This is a genomic window from Actinoalloteichus fjordicus, assembly GCF_001941625.1.
Classification (GTDB): Bacteria; Actinomycetota; Actinomycetes; order Mycobacteriales; family Pseudonocardiaceae; genus Actinoalloteichus_A; species Actinoalloteichus_A fjordicus.
Map to the genome: position 1 here is coordinate 1218944 of NZ_CP016076.1, position 18381 is coordinate 1237324.

Annotated in this window: 13 protein-coding genes; 4 read left to right on the forward strand and 9 right to left on the reverse strand. The window is 71.8% G+C overall.

Annotated elements, in window-relative coordinates; all coding sequences use genetic code 11:
- Positions 1-346 precede the first annotated feature (346 nt).
- A complete protein-coding gene (locus tag UA74_RS05585; RefSeq protein ID WP_075763960.1) occupies positions 347-1594 on the reverse strand; it encodes an MFS transporter in 1248 nt (415 codons plus the stop codon).
- Between the two features lie 94 nt (positions 1595-1688).
- Between UA74_RS05585 and UA74_RS05590 the strand changes: the two genes are divergently transcribed.
- Positions 1689-2633 (forward strand): LysR family transcriptional regulator, encoded by a 945-nt coding sequence (locus UA74_RS05590; RefSeq protein WP_075739337.1) that lies wholly within the window; start codon positions 1689-1691, stop codon positions 2631-2633.
- 168 nt (positions 2634-2801) lie between these two features.
- Here UA74_RS05590 and UA74_RS05595 read toward each other — a convergent pair whose 3' ends face one another.
- The 5 genes from UA74_RS05595 to UA74_RS05620 all read right to left on the reverse strand — a co-directional run bounded on the left by UA74_RS05595 (position 2802) and on the right by UA74_RS05620 (position 10199).
- Positions 2802-3401, reverse strand: coding sequence for a class I SAM-dependent methyltransferase (locus UA74_RS05595; RefSeq protein ID WP_075739338.1), 600 nt, complete (start codon positions 3399-3401; stop codon positions 2802-2804).
- Positions 3402-3430: 29 nt separating this feature from the next.
- Positions 3431-3901 carry a MarR family winged helix-turn-helix transcriptional regulator gene (locus UA74_RS05600; RefSeq protein WP_083682950.1) on the reverse strand — a complete coding sequence of 157 codons (471 nt, stop codon included), beginning with the start codon at positions 3899-3901 and terminating at the stop codon, positions 3431-3433.
- Between the two features lie 517 nt (positions 3902-4418).
- The gene (gene mqo, locus UA74_RS30600; protein ID WP_232237640.1) at positions 4419-7430 is read right to left on the reverse strand and encodes a malate dehydrogenase (quinone); all 3012 of its coding nucleotides are present in this window, start codon (positions 7428-7430) and stop codon (positions 4419-4421) included.
- 219 nt (positions 7431-7649) lie between these two features.
- Positions 7650-8813 (reverse strand): L-talarate/galactarate dehydratase, encoded by a 1164-nt coding sequence (locus tag UA74_RS05615; protein WP_075763962.1) that lies wholly within the window; start codon positions 8811-8813, stop codon positions 7650-7652.
- A 51-nt stretch (positions 8814-8864) separates the two neighbouring features.
- Entirely contained in the window at positions 8865-10199 is a 1335-nt protein-coding gene (locus tag UA74_RS05620) for an enolase C-terminal domain-like protein (protein ID WP_075739340.1), read from the reverse strand.
- A gap of 1014 nt (positions 10200-11213) precedes the next feature.
- Here UA74_RS05620 and UA74_RS05625 point away from each other — a divergent pair.
- Genes UA74_RS05625 through UA74_RS05635 form a run of 3 tightly spaced genes read left to right on the forward strand, consistent with a single transcriptional unit; the run spans position 11214 to position 14415 of the window.
- On the forward strand, positions 11214-12224 hold the full coding sequence (locus tag UA74_RS05625; protein ID WP_075739341.1) for a tripartite tricarboxylate transporter substrate binding protein: 1011 nt from the start codon (positions 11214-11216) through the stop codon (positions 12222-12224).
- A 38-nt stretch (positions 12225-12262) separates the two neighbouring features.
- Positions 12263-12877, forward strand: a complete 615-nt coding sequence (locus UA74_RS05630) for a tripartite tricarboxylate transporter TctB family protein (RefSeq protein WP_083683931.1) — start codon at positions 12263-12265, stop codon at positions 12875-12877.
- Between the two features lie 8 nt (positions 12878-12885).
- Positions 12886-14415 carry a tripartite tricarboxylate transporter permease gene (locus UA74_RS05635; protein ID WP_075743449.1) on the forward strand — a complete coding sequence of 510 codons (1530 nt, stop codon included), beginning with the start codon at positions 12886-12888 and terminating at the stop codon, positions 14413-14415.
- A gap of 112 nt (positions 14416-14527) precedes the next feature.
- Here UA74_RS05635 and UA74_RS05640 read toward each other — a convergent pair whose 3' ends face one another.
- From UA74_RS05640 to UA74_RS05660, 3 genes are all read right to left on the reverse strand, one after another.
- Positions 14528-15331, reverse strand: coding sequence for a S1 family peptidase (locus tag UA74_RS05640; RefSeq protein WP_075739342.1), 804 nt, complete (start codon positions 15329-15331; stop codon positions 14528-14530).
- Positions 15332-16032: 701 nt separating this feature from the next.
- A complete protein-coding gene (locus UA74_RS05655) occupies positions 16033-17250 on the reverse strand; it encodes a JmjC domain-containing protein (protein WP_075739345.1) in 1218 nt (405 codons plus the stop codon).
- A 225-nt stretch (positions 17251-17475) separates the two neighbouring features.
- Positions 17476-18294, reverse strand: a complete 819-nt coding sequence (locus UA74_RS05660; RefSeq protein WP_075739346.1) for a hypothetical protein — start codon at positions 18292-18294, stop codon at positions 17476-17478.
- Positions 18295-18381: the final 87 nt, after the last annotated feature.

The following is an 18381-nucleotide window of genomic DNA, read 5'->3' on the forward strand; positions in this document are numbered from 1 at the left end:
CCCGGTCGGTGCAGCAGCCGAGGCAGGACGGTGTCGCACACCGCGGGGAAGTCGTTGCCGAGGATGATCTGGAAACCGTCCACGCCGCCCTCGTCGAACCAGCGACGCAGCTGCTCGGCGATGTCCTCCGGGGTGCCGGTGAACCGAGCGTGCTCGAAGAACGCGTCGAAGCCTGCGGCCCCGGCCCGGCGTGCCTCGCGGAGGAAGGTCTCGACGTCGAAGGGCGAGTGGGCGCGGCCCGCCTCGGTGCGCCAGTCGTGGCTGCTCGGGAGGTAGGCGGCGTTGAGCAGCATGATCGGCCTGCGGGCGGGCCGTGCGGCGGGGTTCTCGGCGGACGGGGTCATGATCACGCCTCCGCAGCCCGGGCCGCCGCCTTGGCACGCGGCCGGGGAGTCGGTCCCGGGCCGAACAGCGCCACGAGCAGCGCGATCACGGCGCAGCCTGCCGCGCCCCACAACAGCCCGACGACGCCCGCCGCTTCGACGACGGTGCCGCCGAGGAAGGCGCCCAGCGCGACGGCGCCGGTGAAGACGCCGACGTAGAGCCCGGTGACGTGTTCGATCCGGTCCGGCGCGGCCTGCGTCATCCAGATCTGCCCGCCCACCGACAATCCGCCGTAGGCCAGCCCCCACAGGGCGATTGCCAGCCCGGCGAGCCAGGCGACGGTGCCGAAGAGTGCGAGCAGCGCGATCGACGCGGTGATGCCCACCGCCAGGCTCAGCACCGTGGCGCGGGCCCGGCGGGCGGCCAGGGCGCCTGTGGCGAAGTTTCCCGCCAGCCCGAAGACGCCGTAGACGAGCAGGAGCAGCGCCACGGCCGACGGCGTCAATGCGGTGCGTTCCTCCAGGACCGGGCGCACGTAGGTGTAGGCGGCGAAGTGCGCGGTGACCAGGAAGACGATCAGGATCAGACCCGCGAGCACCGGGGCACTGCGCAACAGCGGCTCCGGAGCCGAGGCGGACGTCGAGTCGTGCACCGGGGTGGGCTGGGGGAGTCGCGGCAGGGCAGGCAGCAGTGCGGCGGCGAGGAGCACGGCGGTCGCCGCCAGGGCCGCGAACGCGGCCCGCCAGCCGAAGGCGTTGCCCACGATCGTGCCGAGCGGCACGCCGATGACAGAGGCCGCCGCGACGCCGCCGACGGCGAAGGACACCGCCAGCGCGACGTCGCGGGGCGCCACGAGCCGGGTCGCGACGGCCGAGGCCAGCCCCCACACCACGCCCATGCCGAACCCGAGGATGATGCGGGAGACCACCAGCAGCCCGAAGCCCTGCGCGGCGGCGGTCAGCACGTTGCCGAGGGCCAGCACCACCATCGCGACGGCGAGCACCATGCGTCGGTCGAGCCCGCCGAGCAGCCGAGGGACCAGCGGCGCGGTGACGGCGGTGACCAGGCCCGTGATGGTCAGGCTGTATCCGGTGGTGCCCGGCGAGATGCGCAGGCCCTCCGCCATCGGGGTCAGCACGCCGATCGGCAGCATCTCGGAGGTCACCACGATGAACGTGCTCAGGCCGAGCACGGCGACCGCCGCCCACTGCCGACCGGTGGTACGTGCCGAACTCGCTCCGGTGGTGTCGACCGGCGTTGACAAACCCATGACGTCAGTCAACTGCGGGCCTCGGCGGCGAACAACGACGATCTGTTCAACGTTCGATCAGTCAGGGTGATCGATGGGCGGGGAGGGGAAAGCGATGAATCAGGTGCAGGTCCAGCAGATCGAGTGCCTGCTCGCGCTGGCCGAGGAGTTGCACTTCGGCCGCACGGCGGCCCGGTTGGGCTGTTCGCAGAGCCGGGTGAGCCAGTTGATCTCCGCCCTGGAGTCCAGGGTCGGGGCGCGACTCGTCGAACGGACCAGCCGACGCGTGGCCCTGACCCGGTTCGGCGCGCAGTTCGTCGAGGAGGTCGGCCCGGCCTACGCCGCGCTGGACACCGTGTTCAGCCGTGCTCGGGAACGCGCCAGGCGTGGTGCGCTGTGCGAGCTGCGCATCGGCTTCCACGGCAGCGTCTACGAGGAGATCACCGTCGCGTTTCGCAGGCTGCGCGCGCAGCACGAGGTGACGGTCCTGCTGAGCGAGATCCCGCTCGGTTCGCCGTTCTCGGACCTGCTGGACGGTCGGCTCGACGCCGTCGTGGTCGAACTGCCGGTGCGCGAGCCCGCGCTGACCGTCGGCTACCGCTTCCCGCCGCAGGACCAGCTGCTCGCGGTGGCCGCGTCCCATCCGCTCGCCGTCGGAGACGAGGTGCACGTCGAGGACTTGGCGAGTCTGGACGTCCTCTATCGCCGGGGTGACGCGCCCGACTACTGGCTGAACGCCCGCGTGCCGCCCGCTACGCCCGCAGGCATGCCGATCCGTTCCACCACGGGCATCGCCACCATCCAGGAGGGTCTCGCCCTGGTGGCAGGTGGCGACCACGCCATGCTGGTCTGCCGTCCGCTGGCCGAGCGCACCCGCCGCGAGGACGTGCGCTACCTGCCGGTCGACGGGTTGGCCGAGCCCTCGCAGTTGGGCCTGGTGTGGCGGACCGACCGCGCGGCGCCGCAGCTGACCACGCTCGCGGGGCTCCTGCACGACGCGTTCGCCCTCGGCACGAGCGTCGAGTCGCTTCCCCGGCCTGCCTGCGTGGGCGCGCGGTGACTCGGCGGGCGGCCGCACCCCTACCGACGTGCTGCGGGGCCGCCTCTCGCCGACGGCCGGTGCGCCGCGTTGCCGCCCTGCGGCCGCGCGCGGGGCGTGGTCCCCTGCTGCGTGGGCGAGGAGCGGCCTCGGCGGGTGGTGAGTGTCGCGACGTCGGGCGCGCCGGGATCAGTCGGCGGGCTTGTGGGCGTGCACCCGTTCGATCGCGCCGAAGGTCGTTCGGCGGGTCTCGACGACCGTCAGCCCCAGTGCGCCGAGATCGCGGACCGGGCGGCGGGTGTAGTGCTCGCCCTGGGTGGGGATGCTGACGAGTTCGACGAGGTGTTGCAGCAGCCGCAGCGGCCACGCGGACGCCGCGACGTGGTCGGCGAGCAGCAGCCGCCCGCCGGGGCGCAGGACCCGGACGGCCTCCGCCAGCGCGAGCCGGTGATCGGGGATGCAGCACATCGCGAACGTGCTCACCACCGTGTCGAAGGAGTCCGGTGGGAAGGGCAGCCGGGTGGCGTCCGCGACCCGGAGGTCGGTGCGGCGGCCCGCGGACTCGGCGCGACGCCGGGCGATGTCGAGCATCGCGGGGCTCCACTCGATGCCGGTCAGCTCGACCTCGGCGGGGTAGTGCGGGAAGTTCAGCCCGGTGCCCACGGCGATCTCCAGCGTGGCACCGAGGGCGCGACCGCAGACCCACGGCCTGCTGTCGCCGAGGTACTTCTGCTCCACCGTCGCACTGCGCCGGTCGTAGCCTGCGGCCAGGCCGTCCCAGCAGGCCACGAGCCGATCGGATCGTCTCCGCCCCGGCGTCACGTCGTGCTCCCGGTCGCGTCGACGTGTCCCGAACTCAGGATCTGTTCCAACGCGGTCTTGACGTCGTCGAATCGTTGGGCGCCGACCAGGCGGGCGCCGTGGGTCTCCAGCTCGGCGAAGTACCGGGCTGCGGCGTCGCCCGCTGCCTCACCTCGGTCGGCGTAGACGACGATCCGGGCCCGACCGTCGGAGGGGTCGGGCACCCGGCGGACGTAGCCCGCCCGTTCGAGATGCGCGACCAGTTCGCTGATCGCCTGGGGAGTCATGCCTGCCCGGTCGGCCAGGACGGTCGGCCTGGTGCCGCCGCAGTCGAGGTGCCGGAGGACGTTGACGACATGGGTCGGCCGCAGATCGGTGAAACCCTGACTGCTCAGGTGCGCGGCCAGTCCGGCCGCCACCCAGTCGAACAGCCCGCTGATCAGCTGGGGCAGGGGGGCGGGCGGAGCCGACGTCGGTGACTCGGTCATTGCGCGATCGTCCTTCCCAGACGGCCGGTGTGGCGGACAGCGGACAGCGGACAGCGGACAGCGGACAGCGGACAGCGGACAGCGGACAGCGGACAGCGGACAGCGGACAGCGGACAGCGGACAGGTACTTCGGAAACCTTTTCAGGATGCTTACTAAGGCTACCTGAATACTTGAGTGCGGCTGCTTGTCGGGGCCGAAGCGTCGTGGCCCCGAGGCCGAGCGGAGTCGGCGACCGGTCCAGCCGAGCCGAGGCCGCGTCGTCCGGCCGGGCGAGCGCATCGAGATCGGTGGCCCGGAGCCCGAACGTCCGGGGTGAGTCCCCGGCGGGGCCGGTCGGCTGTGCTGCCTCGGCTGCCCCGGGTCGCCGGTCGTCAGGTCGCCATCGGCGGCCAGGCCGCGCGCCCTGCCCGCCTGCCTGCCGGTCAGGCAGAGCCGCCCGTCTCGACCGCCGCTTCGGTCCGGCAGCCACCCCGTCCCGACCGCCGCCGGCGGTCCGGGCGCCGCCGCGTCCTCGGGTCACTCGGCGGGCAGCACCTTGCCGGGATTCATCAGCCCCGCCGGATCGAGAAGTCGCTTGACCCCGCGCATCAACTCGATCTCCACGGCGGGCTTGTAGTCGGCGAGGAGGTCGCGTTTGGACTGACCGAGGCCGTGCTCCGCGCTGATGCTGCCCGCGAAACGCGCGGTCGAGTCGTAGACGATCCGGGCGAGTTCCTCGGCGCGGGCGCGGAAGACGTCCGGTTCCATGCCGAGCGGCCCGCTCAGGTTGTAGTGCAGGTTGCCGTCGCCGACATGCCCGTAGGTCACGATCCGGATGCCCGGCACGGCCGCTCGCAGCGCCTCGTCGGTCTCCCGGACGAAGGCCGGGATGCTGCCGATGGGGACGGTCACGTCGTGTTTGAGGCTGGGGCCCTCCTGGTTCTGCGCCTCGGAGATCCCCTCCCGCAGGTTCCAGAGCGCGGCGATCCGTGCCGAGCCCTCGGCGACGACGGCGTCGAGCAGCAGCTCCCGGTCGAACGCCGCGCCCAGCGCGGTCTCGAGCGTCGCGTCGAGGCCTGCATCGGCCATCGGGTCGCTCAGCTCGACCAGGGCGTACCAGGGATGCGCGCCGGTGAACGGGTCCCGCGTTCCCGGCACGTGCCGCAGCACGAACTCCAGGCTCTGCGCGGACATCAGCTCGCAGCCGGTCAGCCGGGGTCCTGCGGTGGCCCGCAGGACGCCGATCAGGTCGACGGCGGCCTGCGGATCGGGCAGGGCGACCCAGGCGGTGGCGCGGCTGCGGATCGCCGGGAAGAGGGTGAGGACGGCGGCGGTGATCACACCGAGGGTGCCCTCGGAGCCGATGAACAGGTGCTTGAGGTCGTACCCGGTGTTGTCCTTGCGCAGCCCGCGCAGGCCGTCCCACACCCGGCCGTCGGGCAGCACCACCTCCAGCCCGAGCGTGAGGTCCCGCATCGTCCCGTAGCGGAGCACGGCCGTCCCGCCCGCGTTGGTCGCGAGGTTGCCGCCGATGGTGCAGTTGCCCTGGGCGCCCAGCGACAGCGGGAACAGCAGCCCCGCCTCCCGCGCGGCCCGCTGCACGTTCTCCAGGACCACCCCCGCCTCGACGGTGATGGTCTGGTTGGCCGGATCGACCTCGCGGACGCGCCGCAGCCGGGTCAGCGAGAGCGCGATCTGGGCGCCGGAGGAGTCCGGGACGGAGCCGCCGCACAGCCCGGTGTTGCCGCCCTGGGGGACCACGGCGACGCCTGCCCGGTGGCACAGGCCCACCACACGCGAGACCTCCTCGGCGCTGCCGGGGCGGACGACGGCGGCGGCGCGGCCCCGGTAGGCGTCGCGCCAGTCGGTGAGGTGACCGCGCATCCGGTCGGGGTCGGTGACCAGGCCCGCCGAGCCGACGGCCTCGTGCAGCCGGACGAGGAGATCTCGGTCGACGGCGTTGCTCACGGGGCTCTCCGATCGGTGCGCCGGGTCGTCCCGTCGGGCGACGGGGCCTCGTCCCGGGGCCGGGCATCCTCGCCGAGCAGGGTCGTCCTCGGCTGCGACGGCGGAGACGGGGACGAGTCCGAGGGTTCGACGAGCCTGCGCGAGTCGCTCTGCTGCCGAGGCCTGGTCCGATCCGAGCACCGGGCTCGCCGACGGCGCCACCTCGCGTAGTCGCGGCCCCCAGTCCGACATCCGCTCCGGGAAGCAGGTCGCCAGCACGTCGATCATCGCCGAGGCCGACGCCGAGGCACCGGGGGAGGCGCCCAACAGGGCGGCCAGCGATCCGCCCGCCGAGACGAGGGTCTCGGCGCCGTAGCCGACCATGGTGCCTCGGCCGCCGACGGTCTTCAACAGCTGGACACGTTGGCCTGCGGTGACGAGTTCCCAGTCCTCGGCGCGGGCGGTGGGCACGAACTCGCGCAGCGCGGCCAGCCGGTCGGCGGGCGACTGAGTCAGCTGCCGGAGGAGATAGGCCATCAGGTCCCGGTTGTCCCGCGCCGAGGCCGCCAGCGTCGACAGATTGTCGACGCGGACCGAACGGACGAGGTCGGTGAGCCTGCCCTCGCGGAGGAAGCGCGGAGAGAACGCGGCGAAGGGACCGAACAGCAGGTGCTCCTGCCCGTCCACCACTCGGCGGTCCAGGTGGGGCACCGAGAGCGCAGGCGCGCCCGGCGCGGCGTGGCCGTAGAGCTTGGCGGTGTGCGCGGCGACCAGCTCCGGTCGGGACGCGCGTAGGAACCGGCCGCTGATCGGGAAGGCGCCGAGCCCGCGCACCTCGGGCACCCGCGCCGACTGGAGCAGCGGCAGCGTGGCGCCGCCCGCGCCGACGAAGACGAAGCGGGCTCGCAGGCCCCGACGCCGGTCGGTCACCCGGTCCCGGACGGCCAGGTGCCACCGTTCGCCGTGCCGGTGGAGGGCCTGCACCTCGTGGTTCAGCCGGACCGTCGCACCCTGCCTCCGCAGGGCGGCGAGCAGCCCGCGCGCGAGGACGCCGAAGTCGACGTCGGTGCCCTGGGCGGAGCGGGTCGCCGCGACCGGTTCCCGCGCGGACCGGTCCCGGAACACCAGCGGCAGCCAGGAGGCGAGGACCGCACGGTCGTCGGAGAAGGCCAGATCGGCGAACAGCGGATGGCCGCGCACCGCCTCGAACCTGGCCCGCAGATACGCCACCCCCTCGGCGCCCCGGCCGAAGCCGAGATGCGGCACCGAGCGGACGAAGTCGCCGGGGGAGTCGAGCAGGCCCTCCTCGACCAGCTGCGCCCAGAAGCACAGCGAGGTGCGGAACTGCTCGGCGATCCGCAGCGCGCCCTCGGGATCGACGGAGCCGTCTGGCCTGCGTGGCGTGTAGTTGAACTCGCAGAGCCCCGCGTGGCCGGTGCCCGCGTTGTTCCAGGCGTGGGAGCTCTCCAGACCGGCATCGGGCAGCCGCTCCACCACCGTGATGCGCCAGTCCGGTTGGAGGCGGGCGAGCAGGACACCGAGGGTGGTGCTCATGATCCCCGCGCCGATGAGGACGACGTCGTGATCGTCGGTGTCCGGCACTGTGACTCCTCCTCCTGCGGCCTCGACGGATCGAGACGTGTCCATCCTGTGCCGGGCAGCGGGTCGGCGGCGCGACCGAGGCCCGGGCACAGCGGCGGCCGGTCCGCGCGAACCGCCGAACCGGGCCTGCGTGCCGGTCGTCGGACGCCGGGCGACCGGCGTGGCGGCGCCCTGCGGTACCCGACGCGCACTTCGGGGCGAGGGCGCCGCCCGACGCGCTCAGTACGGTGCGTCGATCTCCACTCGGTCGACGGTCCAGGCGCGGGCCTGCTCGCTGAGGGTGATGCCGAGTCCGGGGCGGTCGGACAGGTGCATCCGCCCGCCGGTGGTCTCCAGCCGCTCGTTGAACAGCGGGTACAACCAGTCGAAGTGCTCCACCCACGGCTCGTTCGGGTAGGCCGTCGCCAGATGGACGTGGATCTCCATGGCGAAGTGCGGCGCGATCTGGAGGTTGCGGTGCTCGGCCAGCGTCGCGAGCTTGAGGAACTGGGTGATGCCGCCGATGCGCGGGGCATCCGGCTGGAGGATGTCGACCGCGCCGTGGCGGATCAGCTCGTAGTGCTCCGCGACGCTGGTGAGCATCTCGCCCGTGGCGACGGCGGTGGTCAGCGACCGGGCGAGGGCGGCGTGTCCCTCGGCGTCGTAGGCGTCGAGCGGCTCCTCGATCCAGACGAGGCCGAACTCCTCCAGCGCGCGGCCGACCCGCATGGCGGTGGGCCGGTCCCACTGCTGGTTGGCGTCGACCATCAGCGGCACCGTGTCGCCGATGTGCTCCCGGACGGCGGCGACCCGCCGCAGGTCCTCGGCCCAGTCGGGCTGCCCGACCTTGATCTTGATGCCGCCGACGCCCGCCTCCAGGGTGCGGGTGGCGTTGTCCATCACCTGATCGATGGACTCGTGCAGGAATCCGCCCGAGGTGTTGTAGCAGCGCACCGAGTCGCGGTGGGCGCCGAGCAGCTTCGCCAGGGGGAGTCCGGCGCGCTTGGCCTTGAGGTCCCACAGCGCGACGTCGAAGGCGGCCAGCGCCTGGGTGGCGGCGCCGCTGCGCCCGACGGAGGCACCCGACCACACGAGCTTCGTCCACAGTCGACCGATGTCGCTGGGGTCCTCGCCGATCAGGTCGGGCGCGACCTCACGGGCGTGCGCGAACTGAGCGGGCCCGCCCGCCCGCTTGGAGTAGCTGAAGCCGATCCCCTCCGCGCCGCCCTCGGTGCGGATCTCGGCGAAGAGAAACGCGACCTCGGTCATCGGCCGCTGTCTGCCGGTGAGCACCTTCGCGTCGCTGATGCCGCCGGGCAGCGGCAGGGTCACCGAGGACAAGGTCACCGAGGTAATCCGATCGAGGACGGCGGGGGCGGCGCCTTCCCTCGCGGTGCTGGTCATGGAATGGGACTCCTTCGTCCGAGAACGTCGAGGGGACGGACTGGTGTGTGGTCAGCGGTCCAGGCACGGCCGCTTGGGATCGAACTCCCAGCCGGGCACCAGGTACTGCATCGCCACGGAGTCGTCGCGGGCGCCGAGTCCGTGCTCCCGGTACAGCTCGTGTGCGGCGGCCAGCGCGTCGGTGTCGAGTTCGATGCCGAGCCCTGGGGCGGTGGGCACCGTGATCTGCCCGCCGGAGATGCGCAGCGGGTCTCGGGTCAGTGCCTGACCGTCCTGCCAGATCCAGTGGGTGTCCAGCGCCGTGATCTCGCCCGGCGCGGCGGCCCCGACGTGGGTGAACATCGCCAGCGACACGTCGAAGTGATTGTTGGAGTGCGAACCCCAGGTGAGGCCGAAGTCGGCGCAGAGCTGGGCGACGCGCACCGAGCCACGCATGGTCCAGAAGTGCGGGTCGGCCAGCGGGATGTCGACCGCGCCCGCGCGGACGGCGTGGGCCAGCTGTCGCCAGTCGGTCGCGATCATGTTGGTGGCGGTGCGCAGTCCGGTGGCTCGGCGGAACTCCGCCATCGTCTCGCGGCCGGAGAAGCCGCCCTCCGGTCCCACCGGGTCCTCGGCGTAGGCGAGCACGTCATGCAGGTCGCGGCACAGCTCGACGGCGTCGGCCAGCAGCCAGCCGCCGTTGGGGTCCAGTGTGATCCGCGCGTCCGGGAACCGTCCGGCCAGCGCGCGCACCGCCTCGATCTCCTGCTCTGCGGGCAGCACGCCGCCCTTGAGCTTGAAGTCGGTGAAGCCGTAACGGGCCCGGGCCGCCTCGGCGAGCGCCACCACCGACTCCGGGGTGAGCGCCTCCGCACGGCGCAGCCGCTCCCACTCGTCGGCAGGCTCGGCCTCGGCGACATAGGGCAGCTCGGCTGCGGAGCGTCGATTTCCCACATAGAAGAGGTAACCGAGCATCGGGACGGCCTCGCGCTGCTGTCCGTCGCCGAGCAGCTCGGCGACCGGGACGCCGAGGTGCTGCCCGAGCAGGTCCAGCAGGCCGGACTCCAGTGCCGTCACCGCGTGCACCGTGGTGCGCAGGTCGAACGTCTGCTGTCCCCGCCCGCCCGCGTCGCGGGCCGCGAAGGTCTCGGCGACGGACCGGAGCAGGCGTCCGAGCCGGGCGACGGGCTGTCCGACGAGCAGCTCGCCCGCGTCCTCGATGGTCTGTCGGATCGCCTCGCCACCGGGCACCTCGCCGACGCCCACCCGGCCTTCGCTGTCGGTCACGATCGCGATGTTGCGAGTGAAGAACGGGCCGTGGGCGCCGCTCAGGTTCAGCAGCATGCTGTCGTGTCCGGCGACGGGAACCGCCTGGACGCGAGCCACGGTGGGGGTTCGGCCGGTCATGACGGTCTCCTCCTCGGTTGCGGGTGGGCAGATCGCCGGACTGCGAGGTCGTCCGGAGGGAGCAGCGGCACGGGGTGGGCGTCCTTGGTCCGACGGCTCCGTGCGGCACTCGGGTCGACGCCGCGCGCGGCCGGTGGTCCCGGTCACCGTAGGAAGGCCGACCGATGCCTGTCTAGAAGCCTTTTCGCATAACTCGATGCCGTCAGGGCATCAAGGCGACGGCGGCGGCCGCCGCAGCCCGGCTCGGCCGCTCGTCGAGAGCCGACTCGCCGGCGTGCGACCTCGCGGCCGACGTGGCTCGGCCTGCTCGGTAACGGTCGTCGCGGCCTGGTCGAGACTCAACCGATACCCGGCGGGCTCGTCGGCCCGCATCGTCTCGGCCGGTGTCCCGCGCGGTCCGCCGACCCCTGGGCGAGCCCTCGGGCGGTCTCCCCATCGAGCAGGCCCACCCCCGCTCGGCGGCCCAGGATCGCGGCGGAATCGACGGCGGCAGGCGCGTCGGCCAGCCGGGCCGAGCCCGTCGAGAGTGCCGTGGGTCGAGCCGTCGCCGCACCGGTCCGCGCGTGAGTTTCCCCGGGCGGAACGACGCGGTCTCTGGCGGCATCGCGAGGCGCCGACCAGCGACGACGGCGCTGGGCGACGCGATCCGGCACTGGGGGAACGCCCGCCCGCGCTGGTGATGACCAGGCGATTTCCGGGTGTGCGATGCCGCCTCGTCGATGCCGGGCCCGCCGAGACGATCCAGCGAGCCGACGGCGACCGGGCCCGGTGCGAGTCTCCCGCCGCGTCGCCGGTCCGCCGCTGGCTCGTGTCCGAGCTGCGACGCCCGCGTCACCCTCGTCGATCACCGGAGTCGCCTCGGGTGCTCCTCATGCCGCGAGAGTATCGATCCATACCGCATCGGATCTGGACAGGTATGACACCAGGTTCCTACTCTTCCCCCGTCCAGGCGCTCGTGACGCCACTCACAGCACCGGCTGCCGGACTGCCGGCTTCTCGAAGAGGAGAGACGACATGACCAGAAGCATCGGCCAGCGCCGGTGGGCGGTGACCGGCCTCGGGCTGGCTCTGACCGTCTCCCTGTCCGCTTGTGGCGGCAACCTCGGGGGCGCTTCCGGAGAAGGCGCCGACTTCCCCGACGGCAACCCGATCAGCATCTACGTCGGTCAGGAGCCCGGCGGCAGCACCGACCTCATCGCCCGTGCGCTGGCCGACGGAGCTACCGAGGATCTGGGCGTGGCGATCACCGTCGAGAACAAGCCCGGCGCCAACGGCACCCTGGCGGCCCAAGAGCTGGCAGGGGACGCGGCCGACGGGCACACCCTGATGATCTTCAACGGCAGCCTCGCCTACATCACGCCGCTCGCGGTCTCCGAGAGCGAGGCCGTCGACATCGCCGACTACGAGATCATCACCGGCCTGTCCCAGGACGACTACATCCTGGTGAGCGCGGCGTCCTCGGACTTCGCCACCGTCGACGACCTGGTCGACGCGGGCCGGACGATCACCTACGGCACCACGGGCGTCGGCACCGGCAGCCAGCTCTCCCAGGCCGCCCTGTTCGCACAGGCGGACGTCACCGCCACCGCCGTGCCCTTCGACGGCGGCTCGCCCACGCTGACCGCAGTGCTCGGCGGCCAGGTCGACGTCGGGTCGATCCAGCTCGGCGAGGCCATGGAGCAGATCCGGGCAGGCGAGCTGAACCCGATCGTCACCTTCGCGCAGGAGCGGCCGTCCTACCTGCCGGACACCCCCACCGCCGTGGAGGAGGGCTACGACGTCGAGGTGCAGCAGTCGCGGGCCGTCTTCGCGCCGAAGGACACCCCGCAAGAGGTCATCGACGCCCTGCGCGCCTCGTTCCAGACGGTCTTCGACTCCGAGAACTACCAGCGGTTCAACACCGACAACCAGCTCACGCCGAACGAGGTCGACGGCGAGGAACTGCGTGAGCAGTGGAGCACGAACCTGACCACCTACGAGGACATGGTCGAGGAGTTCGACATCGACATGGGCGGTAACCAGTGACCGGTCCCCTCGATGAGGCGGATCGCGGCGCTTCGCGCGTGACGGACACGACGGGCGGCCCGGCGAAGGCGGACGTGACCCCCACGCCCACGACGCGCACGGCGGCCGAACAGCGGCAGGCCGCCGAATCGCCCGCCGGGGAGACGCTGGTCGGAACGAGCCTCGGCGAGGCGGTCGCGGCCGTCGAGGAGGCGGAAGAGGAGTACCGCCCGCCGCCCATCGGCTTGGCGGGCAGGCTCGTCACCGCCGTCGCCGTGTTCCTGCTCGGCGTGGCCATGCTGATCGGCTCGGTGTCGCTCGGGGTGGGCACGGCCAGCGCACCCAGCTCCGGCATGTGGCCGATGCTGGTGAGCGTCGTGTTGGTCGTCCTCTCCGCCGCTCTGGTCGCGATGGCACCGAAGGCCACCGACGGCGAGCGGTTCTCCCGCACCGCACTGCTGGTGCTCGCGGGCCTGGCGACCATGGTCGGCTTCGTCGCCGTCATCGAGACCATCGGCTTCGAGATCCCGGCTGCCCTGCTCACCTTCGTCTGGGTTCGATTCCTCGGACGCGAGAGCTGGCGCACCTCGATCATCACCAGCATCGCCGTGACCGTCGCCTTCTATCTGATCTTCGTGGTGGCCCTCTCCGTTCCCATTCCGCACCTGTTCTAGGAGTGTCCGTGGACCTGTCACCGGTCTTGGACGGCTTCGGCGTCGTCCTAGAGCCGATCAACCTGCTCTACTGCCTGATCGGCGTGGTCGTCGGGATGCTGGTCGGCGTGCTGCCCGGCCTCGGCCCCGCCGCCACCATCGCCATCCTGCTGCCCGTCACCCTCGGCATCGAGCCGGTGACCTCGATCATCATGCTCGCGGGCATCTTCTACGGTGCCCAGTACGGCGGGACGATCACCTCGGTGCTGCTGCGGTTGCCCGGCGAGGCCTCCTCGGTGGTGACCGTCTTCGACGGCCATGCGCTGGCTCGCCAGGGCAAGGCGGGCACCGCGCTGGGCATCGCGGCGATCGGCTCCTTCATCGGCGGCACCGTCTCCATCGTGGCCCTGTCGCTGCTCGCCCCGGTGGTCACCGGCTTCGCCCTGGACTTCGGGCCGCCGGAGTACACCGCACTGGCGCTGCTGGGCATCCTGCTGGTCTCCACGATCGGCGGGGGCAACCGGCTCAAGGCCGTGATCGCCGCCTGCGTCGGCCTTCTGCTGGCCACCATCGGGCGGGACGGCTTCACCGGAGTGGAGCGGTTCACCTTCGACAACCTGTCGTTGGCCGACGGCCTGGACTTCGTACCGATCGCCATGGGCCTGTTCGGCCTCGGCGAGATCCTCTACAACCTGGAGGAGCGGCACCGCGCCACGCGGGCACCGTCGAAGGTCGCCAACGTGTGGCCCTCGCGGTCGGACCTGCGGCAGTCCTCCGGCGCGATCGGTCGCGGCTCGGTACTGGGCTTCGTGCTCGGCATCCTGCCCGGCGGCGGTGCCACGATCGCCTCGATGGCCGCCTACGCGGTGGAGAAGCGCCGGGCCAAGCGCCCGGAGCGGTTCGGCAAGGGGGCGGTGGAGGGCGTCGCCGGGCCGGAGACCGCCAACAATGCCGCCGCGACCTCGTCGTTCATCCCGCTGCTGTCGCTGGGCATTCCGGCGAACGCGACGATGGCGGTGATCTTCGGTGCGCTGCTCATCCAGGGCGTGACGCCGGGACCACGACTGGTCTCGGAGGAACCCGAGCTGTTCTGGGGCGTGGTCAACTCGATGTACATCGGCAACATCCTGTTGCTGATCATGAGCATCCCGCTGATCGGGCTGTTCGTGAAGATCCTGCGAGTACGGCCGACGATCCTGGCGCCCATCACGGTGCTGATCACGCTGGTCGGCGTGTACACGGTGCGCAACGATCCGTTCGACATCATCCTGGTGATCGTCTTCGGCGCGCTGGGCTACCTGATGAAGAAATGCGGTTTCGACCCCGGCCCGCTGGTCCTGGCCTTCGTGCTCGGCTCGCTGCTGGAGGACTCGCTGCGGCGGTCGCTGCTGATCTTCGACGGCGACCCGACCGGTTTCGTCACCCGGCCGATCTCCGGAACCCTGCTCGCGGCCTTCGTCCTGGTGGCCCTGCTGCCCGCGATCCGGGCGCTGATCCTGCGCCGCCGCGCGGCACGCGAGCAGGCCGAGATCAAGAACCGGGACGACGAGCTGGTCTAGCCGGACCCCGCGCCGCGAGCAACGCTGCTCGCGGCGCGGCCTTCGGCGTGGGCAGGGGCCGTCGGCGGTGACGGTCGGGGGCGCCCAGCCTCCGGTCCGGTGGTCGGGCGACTCAGACGCCCGCGACGGAGCTGATCCAGTCCCGGTACCGGGTGATGTCGGTGTAGAAGGAGACGGTGGCGCGGTCACTGGTCGAGGCGACGCCCACCTGGTAGTAGCCGCCGTCGACCGGGCTGGTCGCGAACATCGGGCCGCCGGAGTCGCCGCCCGCCGCGATGCCGTTGATCCTGGTGACGCCGATGGCGTCGCCGCCGAGCCAGTCCTGCGCGTCGAGCGTGTGCACGCGGGTGTCGGCGTACTTGAGGTACTGAGACTGGCAGCCCGACTCGTTGCCGGTGCAGGTCGCGCCCCAGCCGTAGAGCTGCACGGTGTCGTCGACCCTGGCGTCGCCCACCGTCCCCAGTGGTGCGTACACCGCGTCGACCGCCTGGTCGATGCGTACCAGCGTGATGTCGGCGACCGGGTGCGCGACGGTCTCGGCGACGCCGACCACCGTCCCGCCGCCGTTCGCGTCCAGGCTGCCGACCCGGAAGGTCGTCGCGCTGGGCGAGCCGACGCAGTGCGTCGCGGTCAGGATCCACTCGGGGGCGATGATGGTCGCCGAGCAGACGGGAGAACCGTTGCTGAACATCCGCGCCGCCCACGGCGCGTCGGTGGCGAACTCGCCGTCGATGATGAACGTCTGCGCGCCGTCGGTCTCGGGAGCCGCGACGGCGGAGACGGGAGCGACGGCGGGGACTTCACCGCCTGCGGCGGTGGCCGGTTCGGCGGCGATGGTGGTGGTGCTCAGTCCGATGACGGATAAGAGCGCGGTGGCGGCTCCGACCATCGTGGGAACTAGGCGATTCAGGCGCATTGACTCGTCACCTCGAAGTCTCGAGAGGGCAGGGGATTGCGACTGCATTCCCAGTCTCTTGGCTTCGCAACAACTCGGACACCACAAGATGGATGCCCGCCGGACGGCGGCTCGGGCTACTCCGAACAGACCAGCGACCGGACTGGGTCAGCTGTGGGATCGAACCGATTCGAGCTGGTGAGGGGGATTCAGCGGGTATCGCGCGGTCCGTCTGCCGGGAGCACGGTGACGGCGCACGGCGAGTCGAGTTTTCGGATCGGGGCCACGGCGGACCGGCGTCCGCCTTCGACATGTCGGTGCGTGACCACGGCCTGCTCGCCGCCCGGCCTGCGCGCCTGTGTCACGTTCGATCCTGATCGGATGGCCATTGCGGACGGGGAACCCGTACGCGCAGTTCATCGTGATGCTCGGCGATGAAGGCCTCGATCGAGCGCGGTGGGCGTCCGGCGGTGACCGCGTCCTCGACGAGTCCGAGCAGTACGTCGCGGCGCGGGTCTCGCGGGTGGAAGCGATGGCGGAACCCGGGGACGTACGCCTTCCTCCCGGCCGCGACGCTGTGCGCAGGATAGGACGCTCCCCGGCCACCGACCGGCACGTCCGACCGTCCAGGTAGATCGCCTCCGGCTCACCGGCCCACTTGATCCTGGCCATGAGGAAGCGCCGACCTTGTTCTGACCGGTCAGTGGCTGCGGGGAGGGCTGTCAGGCGTTGACCGCTGTGGCCGGTTGGCTGGTGGTAGTCGTGCCGTCGTAGCCGGTGGCCAGATCCGCGGTGAGGTCAGCGCAGACCCCGGCACCGGTGAACGCTGCGGCGAGGGCGGCGGTGTCGACGCCGGTGTGGGAGGCGAGATCGGCCAGGTCGGCCGGGTTGCCGCTGAGCAGGGGGCGCAGCGCGGGCAACGCGACGGCCGGGACGGTGATCTTCTTGCCCGCCGCCTGCACGGTCACGATGTCGTCGTCGACCGTTAGTTCCGGCGGGAAGTTGGTCACGCACACCACGGCGCGGGGTGGGCCGAAGATCCCGAACGCGGTGGTGTGCCGGGTGCGGGTGTCCTCGCGGTGGCGGGTGGCGAGGAAGTCCGCCGGGCTGCGCCTGTGCAGCAGGTCGGCGGCGACTGCCGCGAGCCGCTGGTGCTGGTCGGTGTCGGGCCGTTGGCCGAGGTCGACACGGAGCTCGCCGGTGGCGCGGGCTTGGTCGGCGATCCAGGCGAGGTAGTCGACACCGGTGCGTTGCGTGAGGCCGAAGGTGGCATGCAGGCTGTGCCCGTTCCCGCGTCCAGTGCGGGTGGCTTGATGCCACCAACCGCGTGGGATGTGCATGACGTCCCCGGTACGAAGGGTGCCGCTCCATACGATCTCGCCGCTAGGTTCGAGATTCGGTTCGGCGTCACGTTCCATCGGCGCGGGTCGGGTTGGGCCGCGCACCTCCCAGCTCTTGGTGCCGTCGAGCTGTACGACCAGGACGTCATGGCTGTCCCAGTGGATGCCCCACCCAGACGCTTCCTGGGTGGTCAGGTACATGTTGACCCGGGTGTGCTCGCCGCTCCACCAACTCAGGGCTCGGCAAGCGACCTCCAGGGTGGCGTCCAGTGGGGCCAGGTCGTCCAAGACGAGAGTGGCGCCCTGCTCCAGGTAGTGCCCGATGCGGGGCATGGCGGCCATGGAGATCCGGTGGCCGCGGCTGCTCGGGTGCTGGGCCAAGTACTCGCGCGGGTGCAGGTCAGCGCCGTTTCGCAGCATCCGCAGCTGCGGGTTGTGCAGTTCACGGCGGGAGATGAGGTCGAGCAGTCGAGCCGGAGTGAGGAGCCGCGCGCACAGTTCGGGGTCGGGGAGGGTACCGCGGGCGAACTCGCGGCCGAGCCGGTCTGGGCCGGCCCAACCGAAGGCGTGCTCGATGCCGTGCACAAGCCGATGATCCATGACGACGCATCCTCTCCGTTGGCTGTCGGGCTGGGAGCGGTCGGGGCGGGCGCCGCTTGGGCAGCCCGCCCCGACCTGGGGTGCGGGACGGGTCTGGTCAGCCGTCCTTGTTCTCGCCGCTGTCTCCGGTGGCGCCGTCGCCGCTGAGTGCGGTGCGGCCGGTGACGCTGATCAGGTTCTCGACGGTGATCTCCACGGGGTTCACCCCCTTCCCTGGTGTCGGGGTCAGGACAGGTCGATGATGAGCTCGCCTGCGGCCTTGCGGGCTGGCTCGGCCAAGGGGTGCGCGTCGGCGCGCGTGGCGGCCAGGCGCAGCAGATTGCAGGTCACCCAGAGACGGGCGATCCGGCCGGAGCGAGTATCGAGATCCGCAGCGAATTCAGCGAGGACTCGGTCGGCGACCGCCGGGACGGCGAGCGCGGTGGCCCAGAGACAGGCGGCGTCGTTGCCACGCGGGGCCAGTCCCCAATCCGTCCAATCGAGAATCACCAGGCGGGGTCCGGTGAGGTTGCCCCAGTGCAGGTCACCGTGAGAGGTGGTCCAGTCGGTGACCGTGGTGTCGATCTGGTGGACGTCCTCGCCGAGTACCTGGCTGATGCGCCGGGTGATCAGCTCCTGACGGCCCGACACGCGGAACGTGGTGAACCCGCCCAGCGCGGTCAGCGCGGCGCGCAGCTCCGCCCACCAGGCGTCTGGTAGTCCAGGGTCGGCGGCGAGGGTGGCACCGCCGGTGGCGATCACCGACTCGCCGACCAGTTCCATCTCCTCGGCACGCCACACCGTGGTGCCATCCGGATCGCGCCAGGTCGCGGACTGCACCCAGCCGGGCTTCGGCACACCAGAGATAACGGAGGCGGCCTCCGCGCCGACCCAGGATTGGGGCTGGATCCAGCCGGTTCCGCGCGAGGTCACCCGCACCCAGGTGCCGCGGTCGGTGCGATGCCCGGCGGACTCCGCCCACGCCCCGGTCGCGCTCGTCGAGCGGTCCAGTCGGACGTCGAGGCGCCGCTCGACCTCGGCGGCGACGGTCTCGGTCAGGTCCACAGTGGCTCTCCTTTATGTGCTGGTGTCTAGTAGACGGTCGGCGACCGGTGCCGACGATCGTGATTGCGGAGTGTGGGTGCGCCCGCA

What these genes read in the sequence shown, in the direction of transcription:
- UA74_RS05585 (WP_075763960.1), bottom strand. Translation starts at nt 1,594, where the DNA reads ATGGGTTTGTCAACGCCGGTCGACACCACCGGAGCGAGTTCGGCACGT.
- UA74_RS05590 (WP_075739337.1), top strand. Translation starts at nt 1,689, where the DNA reads ATGAATCAGGTGCAGGTCCAGCAGATCGAGTGCCTGCTCGCGCTGGCC.
- UA74_RS05600 (WP_083682950.1), bottom strand. Translation starts at nt 3,901, where the DNA reads ATGACCGAGTCACCGACGTCGGCTCCGCCCGCCCCCCTGCCCCAGCTG.
- UA74_RS05615 (WP_075763962.1), bottom strand. Translation starts at nt 8,813, where the DNA reads ATGACCAGCACCGCGAGGGAAGGCGCCGCCCCCGCCGTCCTCGATCGG.
- UA74_RS05620 (WP_075739340.1), bottom strand. Translation starts at nt 10,199, where the DNA reads ATGACCGGCCGAACCCCCACCGTGGCTCGCGTCCAGGCGGTTCCCGTC.
- UA74_RS05625 (WP_075739341.1), top strand. Translation starts at nt 11,214, where the DNA reads ATGACCAGAAGCATCGGCCAGCGCCGGTGGGCGGTGACCGGCCTCGGG.
- UA74_RS05640 (WP_075739342.1), bottom strand. Translation starts at nt 15,331, where the DNA reads ATGCGCCTGAATCGCCTAGTTCCCACGATGGTCGGAGCCGCCACCGCG.
- UA74_RS05655 (WP_075739345.1), bottom strand. Translation starts at nt 17,250, where the DNA reads ATGGATCATCGGCTTGTGCACGGCATCGAGCACGCCTTCGGTTGGGCC.